We start from the raw sequence: 18,540 nt of genomic DNA, 5'->3' as shown, positions 1-18,540 counted from the left end.
GGAACGGGTAATATTGTTCCCCACGCGTCGGCACGTAGCGCAGCCTGGTAGCGCACCGTCATGGGGTGTCGGGGGTCGGAGGTTCAAATCCTCTCGTGCCGACCAAATCATTCACCGGTAAGTTTTGTTAACGACCGGTAACCCTACAGAAACCCGCACTCTCTCCGAGTTTGCGGGTTTTTTGTTGCCTGTTTTCCGTCGAATTTAAACGGGATCTTCAGGCATATTCCCCCTGGCATGTCGAATGACCAATGCCTGAACTTGTCCTGCTCCCCGTGGATTAATAGACGACGTTAGCGATCCGGCTGGGCGACCGTTCTCATGCAGCCTTAAGCCGTGCCTTTAAGCGCATCGCCGGAAAAGCGCCGGGTGCTGCACGGCCAGTGGCGGGAAGAAGGGGTTTAGCGCTGTCCCAGTTCACGGGTACGCCTGACCGCCGCCAGTACGCTGCGCTGAAGGCCTGCAGCAAAGTCACTGTTGTTCAGCTCATACAGAGCGTGGATCCCGACTCCCGCCGGTGAATTATTGATATCCAGAAGCTGACGCGGATGCTTCTGGCTTTGGCGCAGCATCTCGACCGCGCCGAGCAAGTTCTCCAGCACCACCTCCGTCGCCTGAGGCCGCGACAGCCCCGCCAGTACGCCGGCATCAGTAAGGGACTCAATAAAGTAGTAAATATAGTTAGGCCCCGCGACGCCAAAACCGGTAAAAACATCGATCAACCGCTCTGGCAAATACAGCACTTTGCCAAAACCGCGCAGAAACGGCTCGATCTCAGCCGCGCTGGCGTGGGCGTTTAAGGTCACGCCGCTATAGCCAAATCCGGTATCGGTCAGAGTATTGGGGATCGTCCTGACTATCGGCGTTGCCTCACCAAACAGGGAGGCCAGCGTTTCCAGGGTCACTCCCGCGATCAGAGAAACCACCGTCGTCGAGCCGTTTAGCTGGGCGCGCACGCGGCTCGCCACCGCCGCCAGATCGTCCTGTGGACGGATCCCCAGCACCAATAAAGAGGCCTCGCTTAAGCTACCGTCGCCCGACAACCGATAGCGGGAGTGCAAAGCCTCGATTCGCGCGCTGTCGATATCCTCCAGCGAGATCGCGTCCGCCCGCAGCGTACCGTTGCTTAATGACGCGCGAATAATCGCCTCCGCCATCTGTCCGGCACCAATAAAATGGACCTTTGCCATAGTTTTACTCCTTATTCAAAACGCTATTCGTCGTGACCAACACCGAAGCGCCAGCCTTGTCGCGCCGGGTCGGCAACGCGAATCCCCGTTCCGTCAGTGGGATAAATCCGTCCGTCAACGTCGCCGTCAACCGTGGTGAGCTTTTCCCCGCTCAGTGCCTGAATCGCCGCTTCTGGCTGATTAATAAACTGGTTGCGTGGCCCCCACTTAAGGTTGCCATTCCGCCTCATGCGACTCTGACTGATAAAAACGCAGCCGACAGGCGGCATCACCGCGAGCCAGCGCGGTCTGCACCTCTAAACGCAGCCCCGGAAACGCGTCGGTTAACGCATGATCCCCTTCCATGCAGATATCGCATAGCGTCTCAATTTCGCTGGCGCCCCGCCCCTGCTGCCGCCAGCAGTTGACGTAAGGACAGTAATGAAACAGGACGATAAATTCGGCCCGGCTGGCGCTAACGGGCTCCATCTCATAAACCTGAGATTCCAGACCGCAGGTAAACAGCCCGGCAAACTCCTGCAAATCCTGGCGATCGCGCATTTGCGCACGCAGCTTATGCCCGATATCGCGGCCATAGTGGCGTATGGCTTCACGCGCAAAATCATCCGCGATATGACGTTGTCGGCTTTCGTCCAACAGGTAACCGATGGTAGCCGCGCGTTTTTCAGTAATGGCGCGCAGCGCCAGGGTCACCTCATCGTTTAAGGTGGCGGCGTTATGCGCCGGTTCCGAGCTTATTTGCGTCATGCGTTTATTCCCAGTCGGTATTCACTTTCACGTCGCTGGCGCCCGGCAGGGCATACACATCTTCGGCGTACCATTTCCGTGAGAGCTCAGCGAGGGTGCCGTCCTTTTTCAGGGCAACCAACTGCGCATCAATCGCTTTGATCAGCTGCGGGTCGGTATTTTTTTTATACAAATAGACGTTAGGAAACAGGCCGACGGAATCCGAAGCTTTCAGATTGAGATTTAGCGCCTTATTTAACGCCAGCAGCGCGCCAATGGGATAAATCGCCGCATCGAATTCCCCGGAAGCGACCGCTTTAAAGATATCGGCGGCGGACTGCTCGCCGTTGGGCTGCAAGTTAATTTGTTGGCCTGGATGTTTTTTGTTGTAGTTTTCAATCACCGTATAACGGGCGTCGGAGGTGTGAATCGGCACCAGCTTTTTCTTACCGCTGGCGAGATCGCCAAGGTTATGAATATCGTTCTCATCGTTACGTACAATCAGGCGTAAATCGCTGATCCCGGTCGGCTCGCCGGAGTGGTCGTATTTTTCCGCCCGCTCTTTGGTAAGATAAAAGTGATCCGCCGCAAGGGTATACGCGCCGGTCGACAGGCCGACGATCATCGCGTCGCGCGAGACCGCATTAAAATGAAACGTATAGTCGGTTAACCGCTGGTCCAGCACCTTTAACAGATCGCCATCGTAGCCGGTAATATTGTTGTTATCGTCAACAAAGCTAAAGGGAAAACCATTAGCGTTAACGACAACCTCAATCGTCTTCGCGTGCGGACTTTTTTCAACCGCCTGTGCGGCGTTAATTCCCATTGCCAACGTCAGCGCACTCACCAGTAAAATTTTATTTTTCAAAATACCTTCCCCAAAATGATAACCGTGGAACACTCTTTTTTACGTTTCCTTGCCAGCGGGCGCGCAGAAACCGTTCTACACTGCGCAATGCTCTGGCAATTGCCAGGCACAGCACGATATAAATCACCAGCACGACGCAATAGGCTTCGACAAAATGAAACCCGCGCGCGGCGGCGATATTGGCTTTCGCCATCAGATCAATAACGGTGATGGTGTAAACCAGCGAGGTGTCTTTAATCAGATCGATCAGCACGCTGGTGAAGTTCGGCAGTGCGGATACTGCCGCCTGCGGAAAAATAATGCGTCGGAACTGCGTGAACCCGCTTAGCCCAATTGACCATGCGGCCTCGCGCTGCCCCTTATCAACCGCGTTCCAGCCTGCGCGAAAGGTTTCGGCGAAATACGCGCTGAAAATCAGCGATAGCGCGGTGACCGCCGCCACCAGTGGCGAGAGTTTATAGTGGTACATATTATCCTGCGGGCCGCCAAACAGCCCGGCGGCTATCCACGGCCAGACGTAAAAAAAGAAATACAGCATCACCAGTACCGGGACCGAACGGCTAAAGGAGAGAAATACCTTCGCCCCCCATTGAACCCCGGGAACCTGACGAATAATCACCCACGCCAGCGCCGCGCCCAGCAGAGTGGAAAAGAGTAAGGACAATAACGTTATCACCAGGGTAACCGGCAGCGCGCTTAAAATAAACGTAAAATTGTCCCGAATGAACGCCAGGCTAAACATGTTAATCTATCACTCCAGCAAGAACTGATACTTCTTTTCAATACGAGTGGTAAAATAGAGAATAATACTATTCAGCACCCAGTAAACGATAATAACACTAATAAACGCCGCAACCTGTTTAGCCCCATAGCTATTTTGCGAAATCTTTTGTGCACGGCCAAAAATATCTACAATACCAATAATATTGACCAGTGAGGTCATCTTCACGAGGTTAATTAAAAGATTACCAAAAACGGGAATGGCAATAATGAGCCCCTGGGGAAAAATAATCCGCAGCATTCCCTTATGCCAGGGAATATTGAGGCTGATGATGGCCTCTTTCTGGCCGGTATCCACCGCACGCCACGCGGAGCGCATCATTTCTGCAAAATAGGGACTGATGCTGACCGAAATAGACAACACCGCAAAGGTGGTATCGCTAATCCATAGCGGCGGCAGCGCCAGCGCAGTCAAAATTAATTTTCCGCCGAAGAAAAACAGCAGGATCAGCAGCGCCAGGGGGGCGCCACGCAGAATGTCGGTATACCCGTTTGCCACCGCGCTGAGCGGCTTAAAGCGACTAAACTGCAGCAGCACAATCAGCAGCGCGATCGTCAAACCAAGCAGCAGCGATGCCAGCGTTATCCCGAGGGTCACGGGTAAATTTTCCAGCAGTTTCGGCAATATTCCGGCGATATCCTGCCAGTTAAAGAGCGGGTTATTGTTCATCATTAGCCTCAGGCATGATAGTGCAGTTGCGCCAGAAACGCCCGGGTTCGCCCCTGCTGTGCTGCGCCAAATATCTGTTCCGCCGGGCCCTGCTCAACGATTTCGCCGTTTTCCATAAATACCACACGGGAAGCGACCTGGCGGGCGAACGCCATTTCGTGGGTCACGATAATCATCGTCTGCCCCGCAGCGGCAATCGTCTGAATAAGCTCCAGCACTTCACCAACTTTTTCCGGATCCAGCGCGGAAGTCGGCTCATCCAGCAGCAGAACGGCGGGGTTAATTGCCAGCGCCCGCGCAATCCCGATACGCTGCTTTTGGCCGCCGGAGAGACTGTGCGGATAGCTGTCTTTTTTATGCAATAACCCCACCTGCTTTAAGAGTCGTTCAGCAATATCCTGCGCCTCCTGACGCGGGCGCTTTTGAGCGTAAATCAGTCCTTCGGTAATATTTTGCAGTGCGGTCAGATTATGAAAGAGATTCCACGATTGAAAAACCATGGCGGTTTTTGCCCGTAGCTTTTCAATCTCCTTTTTGCCCGCTTTTGCGCAATCCAGCGCCACATCATCTATTCTTATTTGCCCGCTATCGGCAGGCTCCAGGAAATTAAGCGTACGTAATAACGTGGTTTTCCCTGAGCCGCTGGGGCCAATAATGCAAATAATCTCGCCGGAATGAATACTTAGCGAGACCTCTTTTAGCACTCTTTCACCGGAGAAGCTTTTACTGATCTTATTAATAATTATCATAATGAAATATTCGTGGATAATTTTTATTTGCCGCACGCCGGCGCTTATTGCTGCCTAAAAACTATATTGCTGCAGTTCAGATGATAGCAAACAAGAAAATCATCTATCGAAAGTTAAAAAATAACTTTTTATATATTTGTTATGACAATGAGGCTGAATTGTAATTTAACTTTCTTAACAAAACTGGATGGCGATACTTGACAATAATTATTCAAATTTACTGAACAATGAGAGCAAATTGTTTCGATTTTAATCATCCGACCGTCAGCCTATCATTTATCACATCGGGGCAACAACGCTCCAACACTGACAAAACACTTAAGGAATACGACCATGAAATCCATCAAAACTTTCGTTGCAGTTGCCGCACTCTCTATGATCTCTTTCGGTACTTTTGCTCAGAGCATCAGCGCCAGCGCTTCCACCCTGGACCGCGCAGAAGCCAAAATTGCCGCGCAGGCCGCAGAGCAAGGCGCGTCTTACAAAATCACCAGCGCTCAATTCAATAACCGCGTACATATGACCGCTGAGCTGACGAAATAAAATCGCCACATTGCCGGGCCGCCGGAAGAAACAGGCGACAGCGACAACACGATGAAATAAGGAACAGAACATGAAAAATATCGGCGTAGTCACCGCACTGCTGTTGGCCGCTACACTTTCGTCCGGCGTGATGGCCGCAGAGAAGAGCCAGACGCATCCGGAGGCGGGTTCAAATATCGATACATCGATGCATCAGAATCATATTGATGTCAGCCATGCCTTTGATAAAGAGAGCCTGACCGCAGGCAATCTTCAGTAAGACACTGCATAAGGCGCGCGTGGAAATATCCGCTGCGCGCTTTCTTTCTGCCCGTTTGACCATGGATTATCCGCCATAACCTCCGCTTTTGCCGTATCGATATACTACGCTTCTACACCTCGTTGCTTCCTGACAGCACATTTTGCAGATAACACTGCTTTCATCATGGGTACCGGACAGGCATTGAAAGCAGAAGTTGTCTGTTTTACTCAATAGCGTCCGCAGGGTTTTCTGCCAGGGCTTTTATCCACTTTTTCCCCTCTGTTATAGAGTACGACTATCCAGATGGTAAATTACGTCGTAGCATCTATCATTCGACTGTATGACTCATAAGCAGGAGCGGATGACATGAGAGTTAATGGACTTACCAAAGGATTTTTCATCCTTATCGTCTTTATTGTAACCCTGGCCTTTTTTGATGTTCTCTCACCCTATTATTCCGCCATCCTCTGGGCCGCGATCCTTGCGGTGATTTTTAATCCGGTCAAAAACAAGATTCGCACTCGCCTCGGCGAGCGCAATGGCCTCGCGGCGCTGCTGACCATCGTCATCATCTGCCTTATCGTTTTTACGCCGCTGGCGATCATCCTCTCGTCGCTGGCCTACGAGCTGAACGTGGTGTATAGCAAACTTCAGCATAACGACACTCAGTTCCCGACGGTGGTCGCCAGTCTGTTTGCTCACCTCCCCGGCTGGGCCAGAAGTTTCCTTGCCGAGCACAACCTCGATAGCGCGCAGCAGATCCAGCAGCAGCTCTCCGATGTTGCGTTGAAAAGCGGCCAGTATCTGGCCGGCAGCGCATTTCTGATTGGTAAAGGCACCTTTGGCTTTACCGTCAGCTTCGGCATTATGCTGTACCTGCTGTTCTTCCTGCTGAAGGATGGGCCTTACCTGGTGCTGTTGACTCTCGAATCTCTGCCGTTATCGAGCTATGTGAAGCAGCACCTGTTCGCTAAATTCGCCGCGGTCGCCCGCGCCACGGTAAAAGGCACCGTGGCCGTGGCGCTGGCGCAGGGGGCGCTGGGCGGCTTTGCCTTCTGGGTTGCCGGTCTGGACGGCAGCATTCTGTGGGGTGCGCTGATGGCGTTCCTGTCGCTTATCCCGGCGGTAGGCTCGGCCATTATCTGGGTGCCGGCGGCGATTTACCTCTTCGCCACCGGGCAGCTGTGGCAGGGCGCCTTTATCGTCGGCTTCTTTGTGATTGTGATTGGCCTGGTGGATAACATTCTGCGTCCGCTGCTGGTGGGCAAGGATACCAAAATGCCGGACTACCTGATCCTTATCGCCACGCTGGGCGGCATGGAGATCTACGGTATCAACGGATTCGTTATCGGGCCGCTGATTGCCGCCTTGTTTATCGCTTGCTGGAACCTGCTGTCGGGACGAGAGCATGCCGGTAATACCGATGAAATAGATGAAGAATTCATTGAGGAAGCGAAAAATAGCCGCAACGAATAAGCTTCATGGGCCGCCATGGCGCAAGGTGCGACACGGCATCACACCAGTACATAACACCATTCATTTTGAAAAAATTAGTAAATAAAACTTAACATTCAGCAAAGCAATGATAGGCTGTATCAGTCAGGAACGAAAATAAAGGATGATCAACCGTGAAAAAAATCACTACGCTAGCCGTTTCTCTGCTGACCGCCGCCTGCATGTCCGCTGGCGCCCAGGCCGCAGAACAGCCGCTGGAAAAAGTCGCGCCGTTCCCGAAAGCGGAAAAAGGCATGAAGCGTCAGGTTATTCAGCTGCCGCAGCAGCAGGATGAGTCAGCGCTGAAGGTTGAGCTGATAATCGGCCAGACGCTGGAAGTTGACTGCAACCACCATCGTTTAGGCGGGAAGCTGGAAAGCAAAACCCTGGAAGGCTGGGGCTATGACTACTATGTCTTTGATAAGCTGAGCGGCCCGGTCTCTACCATGATGGCCTGCCCGGATGGCAAGAAAGAGAAGAAATTTGTCACTGCCGGTCTCGGCGATGATGCCATGCTGCGCTACAACAGCAAGCTGCCGATTGTCGTGTACGCGCCGAGCAATGTCGATGTGAAATATCGCATCTGGCGCGCCGACGAAACCATCGGTAACGCCGTCGTCCGCTAAGTCGACCCATCAAACCGACAAAAAAAACGGCAGCCCGCAGGCTGCCGTTTTTGTCAGAGCGTTTGTCAGAGCGCGATATCCGCCATCGGCTTACCACCGCTCAGCGGCTTCAGCTCCGCCTGCGGGGCTTCATCCGCCACCGCGGCCGGCTCATATTTCAGCTCCAGCACTTCACTGGTCCACGCCAGCGCTTTCTCAATCTCCGCCGGGTTGCCATCAAGGCGAATACCGTAGGTCGGGATGATGGCCTTCAGCCTGGCCTGCCATTCCGGCGAATTGACTTTGTCTTTAAACACTTTTTCCATTAGCTGCAGCATGATAGGCGCCGCGGTGGAGGCGCCTGGCGATGCGCCGAGCAGCGCCGCGACAGTGCCTTCGTCATCGCTCACCACTTCAGTACCGAGGCGCAGTACCCCGCCCTTCTTCGCATCGCGCTTGATAATCTGCACGCGCTGACCGGCCTGCCACAACCGCCAGTCCTCTTTCCGCGCTTCCGGATAGTACTCGCACAGCGCCGCCAGGCGATCTTTATCTTTCTGCATCACCTGGCTAATCAGGTATTTCACCAGATCGAAGTTGTCCAGACCGACGTTGAGCATCGGCAGAATATTCGAGGTATTCGTCGAGGCCAGCAGATCCCACAATGAACCGTTCTTCAGGAAGCGGGTCGAGAAGGTGGCGAACGGCCCGAACAGCACCACGCGTTTACCGTCGATAATACGGGTATCAATGTGCGGCACCGACATCGGCGGCGCGCCCACTTCGGCCTGGCCGTAAACCTTCGCCAGATGGTGGTTCACCACCTCCGGATTTTCGCAGACCAGGAACTGGCCGCCGACCGGGAAGCCCGCATACTCTTTGGCCTGTGGAATGCCGGTTTCCTGCAGCAGCGTCAACGCCGCGCCGCCGGCGCCGATAAAGATGAATTTCGCTTTAATGACCCGCTTCTGACGACGGTTGTCGGCATCCGCGAGAGTGACCGTCCAGCTCTTGTCGGCGTTGCGCTTGAAGCGACGTACCACGGTACCCAGCTGCAGGGAGAAATTATCATGCTTTTGCAGGCCGGCGATCAGCTGGCGGGTAATTTCGCCATAGTTGACGTCGGTTCCCACTTCAGTACGGGTGGCGGCCACCTTTTGCTGCGGATCGCGGCCTTCCATTACCAGCGGCGCCCAGGCTTTGATCTGCTGATGGTCTTCAGAATAGCGAATACCGCGGAACAGTTCGCTCTGCTGCAGCGCCGCATAGCGCGCGCGCAGGAAGTTGACGTTATCTTCGCCCCACACAAAGCTCATGTGCGGCACGCTGTTAATGAAAGATTTTGGTTTGTTCAGGACGCCGCGCGTCACCTGATGCGCCCAGAACTGACGCGAGATATGGAAGGCTTCGTTGATGTCGACCGCTTTGTCGATATTGATGCCGTTGGCGGTCTGCGGCGTGTAGTTCAGCTCCATTAGCGCCGCGTGGCCGGTACCCGCATTGTTCCACCCGTTTGAGCTCTCTTCCGCCACGCTGGACATCTGCTCAACCATGGTAATAGACCAGTCTGGCTCAAGCTCCTGCAGCCAGGTTCCCAGTGTGGCGCTCATAATGCCGCCGCCAATCAACAATACATCCGTCTCTTGCTCATGGCGGGTGTTGGTCCGAGTGCTGTTGGGACCAACCGCCTGTGAGCGTGGTACGGCCATCTTTTTATTCATCGGATTTGAGCCTTACTTTACTCGCTGTTTTTATTTAGCGCAGGTGATACGATTCTCACCACTCACGTTACCACCGAAGCTCAAAAATTTAAATATTGTTTAAATTTTAAGTTCTGTTTTGAGATCCGTTATAAAAATGTTTAATAAATGTATACACCAAATCACTTTTTGTACTGGTAGCCTTGGGGATTCCGCGCTATCATCCTCGGTTTTGTGACAGACCGCACGGAAGCAGGGCCTGCCACCGCTCCCTCTTTTTTATAAGCTGCGAACTTTTTTTATGCCCCCAGTTTCTGACCCCGCCGCTTCCGGCAATCTGCGCCCCATCCTCCGCTCCCCGTCGTTACTGACGCGCGAAGTGCTGGCCGGCGTGCTTACCGCCCTGGCGTTAATCCCTGAAGTTATTTCGTTTTCGGTCATTGCCGGTGTTGACCCGCAGGTCAGCCTGGTTGCCTCGGTGGTGCTTTGCCTGGCGATGTCGGTCCTCGGCGGGCGCCCGGCAATGGTGACGGCTGCTGCCGGGTCGGTGGCGCTGGTCATTGGCCCAATGGCGCATCAGTACGGCGTGGGCTACATTCTGCCGGCGGTCATTCTGGCGGGTATGATTCAAATTTTGTTTGGTCTGTGCGGCATGGCGCGCCTGATGCGTTTTATTCCCCCGGCAGTGATGACCGGGTTCGTCAATGCCCTCGGGATCCTGATTTTCTTTGCTCAGGTACCGCACTTCTGGAGTCGCCAGCCGCTGATCGTCGGCCTGTTCGTCCTGACGCTGCTTATCGTCCTCTGGGCGCCGCGCTTCATTAAGGCCGTCCCGGCGCCACTGATCGCCATTGTCGCGCTCACTCTCTATACCGTCACCACTGGCCAGCAGTTGCCCACCGTCGGCGATGAAGGCTCGATGAGCGGCGGCCTGCCGGGATTCACTGCCCTGACCGTCCCCCTGAACCTGGCGACACTGCAGATTATCTGGCCGTGCGCCCTCAGTATCGCCTTTGTCGGTCTGATGGAGTCCCTGCTGACGGCTAAGCTGGTGGACGATCTCACCCATACCCCGTCGAACAAATCGCGGGAAAGCGCCGGGCTGGGTATCGCTAATATCCTTGCCGGCTGTTATGGCGGTATCGCCGGCTGCGCGATGATCGGCCAGACCATCGTTAACGTGGAGATGGGCAGAGCCCGCAGCCGTCTCTCAACGGTGATCGCCGGTCTGGTGCTGCTCCTGCTGGTGACAGCGCTCAGCCAGGTGATGGCGCAGATCCCGATGGCGGTGCTGGCAGGGGTGATGGTGATTGTGGCGGTGAAAACCTTTAGCTGGCATAGTATTCGCCCGGGCGAACTGGTGCGTAATCCGTGGCCGGAAACGCTGGTGATGCTGGTGACCGTCGCCGCAACGGTGGGAACCAGCAATCTGGCGATCGGCGTGCTGGCGGGGATCGTCGCCATGGCGCTCATCCCCCGCCGCCTGCGCACGAAGGCGCAGGCTACATCAGAAACAGCGTCGCCAGACCAAGGAAAATAAAGAAGCCGCCGGTGTCGGTGATAGCGGTGATCATCACGCTGGAGCCGACCGCCGGGTCGCGCCCCAGCTTCACCATAACCATCGGGATTATCACGCCCATCATCGCCGCCATCAGCAGGTTGAGCATCATGGCCAGCGTCATCACCCCACCGAGCTGCGGATCGTCATACAGCCACCAGGTAATGGCCCCCATAATCCCGCCCCATACCAGGCCGTTAATCAGGGCGACCCCCATTTCACGCAGGATCAGGAAGGTAAAGCTGCCGGGCTGGATCTGCTGTAGCGCCATCGCCCGGACGATCATGGTGATCGTCTGGTTGCCGGTATTGCCGCCGATCCCGGCGACGATCGGCATCAGCGAGGCCAGCGCCACCAGCTGTGAAATGGTGTGTTCGAAGCCGTCGATGACCCTGGAAGCGATAAACGCCGTACACAGGTTGACCGCCAGCCACGCCCAGCGCGTTTTCACCGCCTTGCTGACCGGGGCGAAGACATCCTCTTCATCGCTCAGGCCCCCCATCCGGCGCAGATCGTTATCGGTTTCTTCATAGACCACATCGACGATCTCATCGATGGTCAGTCGCCCGATCAGCTTACCATCGGCATCAATGACGGCGGCGCTGAGCAAGTCATCACGTTCGAAGGTGCGCGCCACCTTCTCCGCCTCTTCGTGCGGCTGAAAGGTGACCGGATCGCCCTCCATCACCTCCCCTACCCGCTTCTGCGCATCGTTGAGCAGAATGGTCTGCAGCTCCAGCTCGCCGAGCAGCAGCTTGTTACGGGTGGTGACGAACAGCTTATCGGTGTTTTCCGGCATTTTACCCAGACGCCGCAGATAGCGCTGCACCGCTGCCAGCGTGGCCTCCGGTCGCACCGTAATGACCTCAAACTCCATGATCGACCCGACGCTGTTGTCGGCGTAGCGCATAATCTGGCGAATACGGGCACGCTTTTCGGCAGGCAGGGTCGCCAGCAGCCGTCCGGTCAGGTTGCGCGGCAGATGCTGCAGCAGGTAAACCTGTTCATCGATATCCAGCGGCTGCATCGCCTGCAGCAGCTCGGGGTCGCTCATCTTGTCGATCAGGTCGCCCCAGACATTTTCTGAGGCTTCCAGCAGCACTTCGCCGCGTTTATCGTCAGGCACCAGGCACCATAGCGCGGTACGGGCGTCATAGGGGAGCGCTTCCAGCGCATCGGCGAGATCCGGCGGCGGCAGATGCGAGACCAGGATCTCGACTTCCGCCAGGTCATCGGCCAGCGTTCCTTCATCATAGCGTTCGGCCAGCGTCAGTTTGCCCAGCAGCGCGGAGGTCACTGCTTTATCGGTGCTCAAGAGCCAAATCAGACGGGCGCGCTCTTCGTCACGTAAGCGGGCGCTTTTTTTATGCAAAACGGACATCGATCGGGCAATCCTTTTGAGAATAGTGAGCCGGCCTGCGGGCCGGAAGCCTTAAGCATAGCGCGAGGAGGGGGAAATAATAACCGCCAGCAATGTAGTCGCTGAAAATTTCAGCGGCGCGGCACCCGGCTTTTCCCCCGGGCTCGCGGCGAGCATCAGGCCGTACGGGCCACCGCATCGCGGGAAGCCTGCGCCCGCTCCTCCCCGGTGAGCTCGGACAGCTGGCCGGCACGCATCTCCAGCAGGCGATCGGCGTGCTGGAAATAGTGATCGTCATGGCTGATGGCGAACACGGTTTTCCCCATCTGCTGCATCAGCGGCAGCAGCACCTGATAGAACTCGCGGCGGAAATGCGGATCCTGATCCGCCGCCCATTCATCCAGCAGAATGATGTCCCGGGACTCGGCCAGCGCCAGCAGGAGCGCCACGCGCTTCTTCTGCCCTTTCGACAGCCGGAGGTCGGCGATTTTCCCGTTCTCCAGCTGCAGCTTGTGGGCCATTTGCAGGCGCTCCAGCCACGTTGCCACCAGCGCCGGATCGGCCTCCTCTCCCTGCGGCCCGAGCAGGCGGTCAAACAGCCAGACGTCGGTAAACACCGCGGAGAACAGTTTGCGATACTCCTCCGGTTTATCCGCCGCCAGCGGCTGGCCGTCCACGAGGATCTGACCGGAAACCGGCTGATACAGGCCGGTCAGGAGCATCGCCAGGGTTGACTTGCCGCTGCCGTTGCCGCCGATCAGAAACACCAGCTCGCCGCGTTTCAGCGTCAGGTTAAGCGGCCCTACCGCAAAGCGCTGGTCCGGATAATGGAAAGTGACATCGCGCAACTCCAGCGTCTGCCAGTCAGGATGCGCCTGCGGCCGGGGAAATTCGGCTTGATATGGGGCGAGAGAGAACTGGCGCAGCTTGTTAAACGCCACCTGGGCGCTGAGCAAGGTGGGCAGCGCGCCGACGGCGGAGAGCAGCGGCGTGCGCAGAAACAGCAGCGTCAGGGAATAGGTCGCCGCCACGGCGGTATCGGCCCAGCCGAGGCTGTTGGCCATCCAGAACACCAGCCCTATGGCGCCAAGCATCATAATATTCGACCAGTTAACCGCGCTGAGATGGAAGGTATCGGCGCGAACGATATGGTGCCGATACTCCCGGGCGTCCGGGAGGTAGAGCTGATTAAACACATACTCCGCGCGTTCGCGATTGAGGGTCAGCTCTTTGCGCCCCTCCAGCACCGTCTGGTAGTCGTGATACAGCTTATCTTCCGTTTCGCGCAGGCTGGCCATATGTTTGTACACCCGCGACACCAGCACAAAACCGCCCCAGATGGTGAGCGCCATCCACAGCGCCGTCACCAGCATCATTTTGCCTGACAGCCAGGCCAGATAGGCGGCAGAGCCGAAGGTCAGAATGATCCCCTGCACCAGCTCCGGCAGGCGCACAAAGGCGATGGTGATGTTACGGATATCGCTGGTCAGCCCGGCAAGCAGCGACGCGCTGCCGATCTTCTCCACCTGTTCAATCTGAGTATCGAGGATGCGTTTAACAAATTCGCCGCGCAGGCGATAAACAAAATGGTGGCCGAGGGTGGTCAGCGCCAGCTGGGAGCCCAGCGTCACCGCCATCAGCAGCCCCAGCAGGCCAAGAAACTCCGGCAGGACCCGCAGCGAGGTATCGACAGCGGTAATCAGGCGCAGGTTAATGAAGGCGATTAAGCCGATACCCAGCGCGGCGCTGAGCAGACTGAGGGCAATCACGCCGAGAAACGGCCAGCGATACTGACGCCAGACGAGAGAGAGAAGTTCCATAACAGGCTATCCGGAAAAGCAAAACAGCCAGCAGTTTAAACGGCTCGCCGATGACATCAAGAATAATTCTTATTTTAATACTGGCGACTGCCCGCCTGCCGAAAAGTGAGGTTGTAACGACAGTCGCCCGTTTCGGGGTGATGCCCGGCTTTCAGCGGCTGAATACCATGATAAAACAGACGCGACTCGCCGCCCCAGACCACCACATCGCCATGCTCCAGCAGCAGCCGTTGTAGCGGGTCGCTGCGTTGCAACCCGCCAAACTGAAAGATGGCCGGCAGACCCAGCGAGACCGAGACGATCGGCGCCCGCAGATCCTGTTCATCTTTATCCTGATGCAACGACAGTTTTGCGCCCGGCTGATAGCGGTTAATCAGACAGGCGTCGGGGGAAAAGTTCGGATAGCCGCCGGCCGCGGCTGCCGCCAGCGCCAGTTCGCGGAATACGGCAGGCATCGGCGGCCAGGTTTGATCGGTTAACGGGTCGACCGGGTCGTACAGGTAGCCGTGGCGATCGGTGGTCCAGCCCAGCGCGCCGCAGTTGGTCATGGCGACCGACATGGTGTATCCGCCCGGCGTGACCATCTGGCGAAATGGCGACTGGCGGGCGACATCGGCAATCGCCTGCAGCAGCGCCGGGGCGCGCTCGCGGGCGAAGCGTCGGAGCACCACCGCACCGGGTGCCAGCGGCTCCTGCCACGGTGGCGTATCGCTAAACAGATCGAGCATTATTCCTCCTCGTATTGGGCCTCGCGCGCCAGCAGCTGCGCTTTCCGCGCCGTTCCCCAGCGATAACCGGACAGCGCGCCGCCCTCCCGTACCACCCGATGGCAGGGAACGATCACCGCCAGCGAATTCGCCGCGCAGGCGCCAGCCACCGCTCTTGCTGCTCGTGGCAGACCAATATGCTCTGCCACCTGGCGGTAGCTGCGGGTCTCGCCCGCCGGGATCTGCCGCAGCGCCTGCCAGACCTGCAACTGAAAGGCGGTGCCCTGCAGATCCAGCGGCAGCGATACCGGCCGCCGGCTGTCGTCGAGGTGGGCGAAAACCTCGGCCATTTGGCGACGGAACTCAGGGGTGCCCTGGCGCAACTCGGCGTTGGGAAAGCGCTGGCGCAGGTCGTCGAGCAATGCCGTATCGTTATCGCCCGGCAGAACGGCGCAAACGCCACGCTCACTCTGCGCCACCAGACAGCGGCCCAGCGCGCAGTCGCCCGTGGTCCAGGTCACCACGGTGGCGGCGCCGCCACGGCGAAACTGACGGGCGGTCATACCTAATGCCGCATCGGCCTGACGATAATAGCTGCTGCTGTCGGGAAAACCGGCCGCCAGCGCGGCGCGGGTCACCGTGTTCCCCTGCTCCAGCGCTTCCCGCAGACGTCGGGCGCGCCACGCCTGTTGCCACGCTTTGGGGGTCATACCGGTGACGGATTTAAACAAACGGTGGAAATGAAACGGGCTGACCGCCAGCTCACGAGCCAGCGCCTCAAGGGTCAGGGGCGCGTCCTGCTCCAGCAACCGGCAGGCCTGCGCCACTTTGTCGACCCTTTGCTGCTGCGGATCGTCTTTATCCGGCTGGCAGCGTTTGCAAGGGCGGAACCCCGCCGCCACGGCAGCGGCGACGTCGGCAAAAAAGCGCACGTTTTCCCGCCGCGCACGACGCGAGCGGCAGGAAGGGCGGCAGCAGATACCGGTGGTCAGTACCGCAAAGACAAACTGACCATCGGCCCGGGTATCACGTTCGCAGACCGCCTGCCAGCGGCGGTCATCGGTATCGGCAACTATCGGTTTCATGACGAGGCTCCTGCTGTAAGTGTATCCTCAGTCTGCGGCGACGCCCGCAGCAAAAAACCCGCAATCTTGCTTTTTAATTTTTCTCGCCGACGAGGAAGGTGCGAAACTGTGGCGACATCCAGGTTTTAAACCCCTCGCCCTCTTTGACGATCATATAGACTGCCAGCCCCTGCTCGCGCACCACCTGCTGCGCTTTTTCCGGCCCGAGCACCATCAGTCCGGTATCCCAGCCATCCGCCTCCAGCGCCGTTGGCGCAATGACGGTCACGGAGACCAGCTTATGGGTTATCGGCTGCCCGGTCTGCGGATCGATGACGTGCGAGATACGTTTGCCGTCGAGTTCATAGTAGTTGCGATAGCTGCCGGAGGTGCTGATGCCGTGACCATTGATGTCGACAATCGCCTGGACGGCGTTTTCCCGGTCAGTCGGTTTCTGGATCGCCACCCGCCAGGGCTTGCCTTCGCCGTTCATCCCGCGGCTCACCAGCGCCCCGCCTACCGACACCAGATAGCGGGAGATCCCCTCCTGCTCCATCAATCGCGCGAGGTGATCGGCAGCATAGCCCTCCCCCACCGTGGAGAGATCGACAAACAGATCGGGGATATCTTTTTGCAGGAATTGCCTGCCGCTCTGATTGATAACCTGCAGATGCTGCAGGCCGGTGCGCGCCTTCGCCGCGGCTATCGCCTGGGCATCCGGGGTGGTGACCGGCTGTTTATCCGGACCAAAGCCCCACAGATTGACCAGCGGCCCCACGGTAATATCCATCGCGCCGTGCGTTTTGGCGCCAATCCGCAACGACAGCGTCACGATGTCCGCCATCGCTTCGCTCACTGGCCAGGTCCGGGTATCCGCCGCGTGGTTGAAACGCATCAGCGCCGAGTCGTTTTTCCAGGTCGAGAGCAGGCGATCGTCGGCATCCAACTGGGCCTGAACCTTGGCGCGCAACGCCTCGGCCTTTGCCTCATCCACGCCAATGACGCTGACCCGCCAGAAGGTGCCCATGGTTTTGCCATCCAGCACGGTGGCCGTCGAAGCCGGGGTCGCAGGGGTGGTGGCTGAATCGCAGCCAGAGAGCAGTACGCAGGCGCCCAGCAGTGCGGCGCGAAAGAAAGTCATGTCCATTAGTCGAGGCTCCTCTTACCAGGGCGACAAGAGTATACCAGCGAGGTTAAACCAGACATAAAAAAAGGCGCCAGAGGCGCCTTTTTCTTGTGCAGCTTGCGACTTAGAACTGGTAAACCAGGCCCAGTGCAACCACGTCGTCGGTAGAAACACCGGCGTTGCGGGTGAAGCTGTTGTCGTCCAGCAGGTTGATTTTGTAGTCAACATAGGTGGACATGTTTTTGTTGAAGTAGTAAGTCGCGCCAACATCAACATATTTCAGGAGGTCCTGGTCGCCGTAGCCTTCCAGATCCTTACCTTTAGACTGCAGGTAAGCCACGGACGGACGCAGACCGAAGTCGAACTGGTACTGAGCAACCACTTCGAAGTTCTGTGCTTTGTTAGCAAAGCCCAGGGAACCGGCGCGGGTCGCGTTGTAGGTCTGGGTGTACTGAGTGGCCAGGTAGATGTTGTTCGCGTCGTATTTCAGACCACCGGTGTAGGTTTCAGCGTTGTCGCCGTTACCCAGAACCAGGTTGTTCTGATCGTCGGTACGTTTAGAGTGAGAGTACGCGAAACCAGCGCTGATGCCATCAAAGATGTCATAAGTTACAGAAGTACCGTAGCCGTCGCCATTCTGTTTCTGCGCGCCACGACCGTTGTTGGTCGCGCCTTCGCCGCTGACGCTGCCGTTTTTACCCTGGTACTGCAGAGCAAAGTTCAGGCCGTCAACCAGACCGAAGAAGTCAGAGTTACGGTAGGTTGCAACGCCGTTAGCACGGGACTGCAGGAAGTTGTCAGAACCGTAGGTGTCGCCGCCGAATTCCGGCAGAACGTCGGTCCAGGACGTTACGTCGTATACCACGCCGTAGTTACGACCGTAGTCGAAAGAACCCGCGTCACCAAATTTCAGACCGGCGAATGCCAGACGAGTCCATGCCTGATCGCTGGAGCTTTCAGTGTTGTTCGCCTGAACGTTGTATTCCCACTGGCCGTAACCGGTCAGTTGGTCGTTGATCTGAGTTTCGCCTTTAACGCCTACACGCATGTAGGTCTGGTCGCCGTCTACGCTCTTGTCGTCAGAGAAGTAGTGCAGACCATCGATTTTACCGTACAGGTCTAATTTGTTGCCATCTTTGTTATAAATTTCAGCCGCATTTGCTGCGCCTGCTACCAGCAGAGCCGGTACCAGGAGGGACAGTACTTTAACTTTCATGTTATTAACCCTCTGTTTGTTATATGCCTTTTATTATGCCACTGCTTACTGATTACCCTTCTAATCAGTCGGCTATTTCATTGTGCTGCAAAATGCAGAATAATCCAACAAGAATATGATACT

At 56.7% G+C, this 18,540-nt stretch carries 18 protein-coding genes, 1 tRNA gene and 1 pseudogene; 7 read left to right on the top strand and 13 right to left on the bottom strand.

Features of this window, described 5'->3' with window-relative positions; translation table 11 throughout:
* Window positions 1–28 precede the first annotated feature (28 nt).
* Together R0140_RS07620 and R0140_RS27795 are read left to right on the top strand one after the other, a co-directional pair.
* A tRNA-Pro gene (locus tag R0140_RS07620) sits at window positions 29–105 on the top strand.
* A 188-nt stretch (window positions 106–293) separates the two neighbouring features.
* Window positions 294–389, top strand: a pseudogene (locus R0140_RS27795) (AraC family transcriptional regulator); the annotation flags it as partial.
* A 12-nt stretch (window positions 390–401) separates the two neighbouring features.
* Here R0140_RS27795 and R0140_RS07615 read toward each other — a convergent pair.
* The 6 genes from R0140_RS07615 to R0140_RS07590 all read right to left on the bottom strand — a co-directional run bounded on the left by R0140_RS07615 (window position 402) and on the right by R0140_RS07590 (window position 4,983).
* A complete protein-coding gene (locus R0140_RS07615) occupies window positions 402–1,190 on the bottom strand; it encodes a pyrroline-5-carboxylate reductase family protein (protein WP_032740152.1) in 789 nt (262 codons plus the stop codon).
* 207 nt (window positions 1,191–1,397) lie between these two features.
* Window positions 1,398–1,937, bottom strand: a complete 540-nt coding sequence (locus tag R0140_RS07610; RefSeq protein WP_032730830.1) for an L-2-amino-thiazoline-4-carboxylic acid hydrolase — start codon at window positions 1,935–1,937, stop codon at window positions 1,398–1,400.
* A 4-nt stretch (window positions 1,938–1,941) separates the two neighbouring features.
* Window positions 1,942–2,784 (bottom strand): transporter substrate-binding domain-containing protein, encoded by an 843-nt coding sequence (locus tag R0140_RS07605; RefSeq protein WP_032740153.1) that lies wholly within the window; start codon window positions 2,782–2,784, stop codon window positions 1,942–1,944.
* Window positions 2,774–3,526, bottom strand: a complete 753-nt coding sequence (locus R0140_RS07600; protein WP_012541007.1) for an amino acid ABC transporter permease — start codon at window positions 3,524–3,526, stop codon at window positions 2,774–2,776. The genes R0140_RS07605 and R0140_RS07600 overlap by 11 nt, the downstream gene beginning before the upstream one ends.
* Before the next feature lie 9 nt (window positions 3,527–3,535).
* A complete protein-coding gene (locus R0140_RS07595; protein ID WP_008803989.1) occupies window positions 3,536–4,234 on the bottom strand; it encodes an amino acid ABC transporter permease in 699 nt (232 codons plus the stop codon).
* Between the two features lie 8 nt (window positions 4,235–4,242).
* On the bottom strand, window positions 4,243–4,983 hold the full coding sequence (locus R0140_RS07590; protein WP_032740154.1) for an amino acid ABC transporter ATP-binding protein: 741 nt from the start codon (window positions 4,981–4,983) through the stop codon (window positions 4,243–4,245).
* Window positions 4,984–5,316: 333 nt separating this feature from the next.
* Between R0140_RS07590 and R0140_RS07585 the strand changes: the two genes are divergently transcribed.
* From R0140_RS07585 to eco, 4 genes are all read left to right on the top strand, one after another.
* Window positions 5,317–5,526 carry a YdgH/BhsA/McbA-like domain containing protein gene (locus tag R0140_RS07585; RefSeq protein ID WP_004102265.1) on the top strand — a complete coding sequence of 70 codons (210 nt, stop codon included), beginning with the start codon at window positions 5,317–5,319 and terminating at the stop codon, window positions 5,524–5,526.
* A 70-nt stretch (window positions 5,527–5,596) separates the two neighbouring features.
* Window positions 5,597–5,785, top strand: a complete 189-nt coding sequence (locus R0140_RS07580; protein WP_008803987.1) for a hypothetical protein — start codon at window positions 5,597–5,599, stop codon at window positions 5,783–5,785.
* A gap of 348 nt (window positions 5,786–6,133) precedes the next feature.
* Window positions 6,134–7,243: an AI-2E family transporter gene (locus tag R0140_RS07575; RefSeq protein ID WP_032736040.1), complete on the top strand. Its 1,110-nt coding sequence runs from the start codon at window positions 6,134–6,136 to the stop codon at window positions 7,241–7,243.
* Between the two features lie 152 nt (window positions 7,244–7,395).
* Window positions 7,396–7,887: a serine protease inhibitor ecotin gene (gene eco / locus R0140_RS07570; protein ID WP_012967533.1), complete on the top strand. Its 492-nt coding sequence runs from the start codon at window positions 7,396–7,398 to the stop codon at window positions 7,885–7,887.
* A 65-nt stretch (window positions 7,888–7,952) separates the two neighbouring features.
* Here eco and mqo read toward each other — a convergent pair whose 3' ends face one another.
* Window positions 7,953–9,587: a malate dehydrogenase (quinone) gene (mqo, locus tag R0140_RS07565; protein ID WP_012541003.1), complete on the bottom strand. Its 1,635-nt coding sequence runs from the start codon at window positions 9,585–9,587 to the stop codon at window positions 7,953–7,955.
* Between the two features lie 358 nt (window positions 9,588–9,945).
* Between mqo and R0140_RS07560 the strand changes: the two genes are divergently transcribed.
* Window positions 9,946–11,106 carry a SulP family inorganic anion transporter gene (locus R0140_RS07560; protein WP_075205778.1) on the top strand — a complete coding sequence of 387 codons (1,161 nt, stop codon included), beginning with the start codon at window positions 9,946–9,948 and terminating at the stop codon, window positions 11,104–11,106.
* On the opposite strand, the gene mgtE is transcribed toward R0140_RS07560, so the two are convergent.
* The 6 genes from mgtE to R0140_RS07530 form a co-directional block, all read right to left on the bottom strand.
* The gene (mgtE, locus tag R0140_RS07555) at window positions 11,069–12,505 is read right to left on the bottom strand and encodes a magnesium transporter (RefSeq protein ID WP_012541001.1); all 1,437 of its coding nucleotides are present in this window, start codon (window positions 12,503–12,505) and stop codon (window positions 11,069–11,071) included. The two genes, R0140_RS07560 and mgtE, sit on opposite strands and share 38 nt — an antisense overlap.
* Before the next feature lie 155 nt (window positions 12,506–12,660).
* Window positions 12,661–14,304 carry a multidrug ABC transporter permease/ATP-binding protein gene (locus R0140_RS07550; RefSeq protein ID WP_016161571.1) on the bottom strand — a complete coding sequence of 548 codons (1,644 nt, stop codon included), beginning with the start codon at window positions 14,302–14,304 and terminating at the stop codon, window positions 12,661–12,663.
* A gap of 74 nt (window positions 14,305–14,378) precedes the next feature.
* Window positions 14,379–15,032: a DNA oxidative demethylase AlkB gene (gene alkB / locus R0140_RS07545; RefSeq protein WP_008803980.1), complete on the bottom strand. Its 654-nt coding sequence runs from the start codon at window positions 15,030–15,032 to the stop codon at window positions 14,379–14,381.
* The gene (gene ada / locus R0140_RS07540; RefSeq protein ID WP_008803979.1) at window positions 15,032–16,096 is read right to left on the bottom strand and encodes a bifunctional DNA-binding transcriptional regulator/O6-methylguanine-DNA methyltransferase Ada; all 1,065 of its coding nucleotides are present in this window, start codon (window positions 16,094–16,096) and stop codon (window positions 15,032–15,034) included. The genes alkB and ada overlap by 1 nt, the downstream gene beginning before the upstream one ends.
* Before the next feature lie 73 nt (window positions 16,097–16,169).
* Entirely contained in the window at window positions 16,170–17,222 is a 1,053-nt protein-coding gene (gene apbE / locus R0140_RS07535; protein WP_032740157.1) for an FAD:protein FMN transferase ApbE, read from the bottom strand.
* Between the two features lie 103 nt (window positions 17,223–17,325).
* Window positions 17,326–18,417, bottom strand: coding sequence for a porin OmpC (locus tag R0140_RS07530; RefSeq protein ID WP_008803977.1), 1,092 nt, complete (start codon window positions 18,415–18,417; stop codon window positions 17,326–17,328).
* Between the last annotated feature and the right edge of the window lie 123 nt (window positions 18,418–18,540).

Source organism: Klebsiella sp. w6 (genome assembly GCF_033100215.1).
Taxonomy (GTDB): Bacteria; Pseudomonadota; Gammaproteobacteria; order Enterobacterales; family Enterobacteriaceae; genus Klebsiella; species Klebsiella variicola.
The sequence above is the reverse complement of the archived record's forward strand: the minus strand, read 5'-3'. Positions and strand labels throughout refer to the sequence as shown.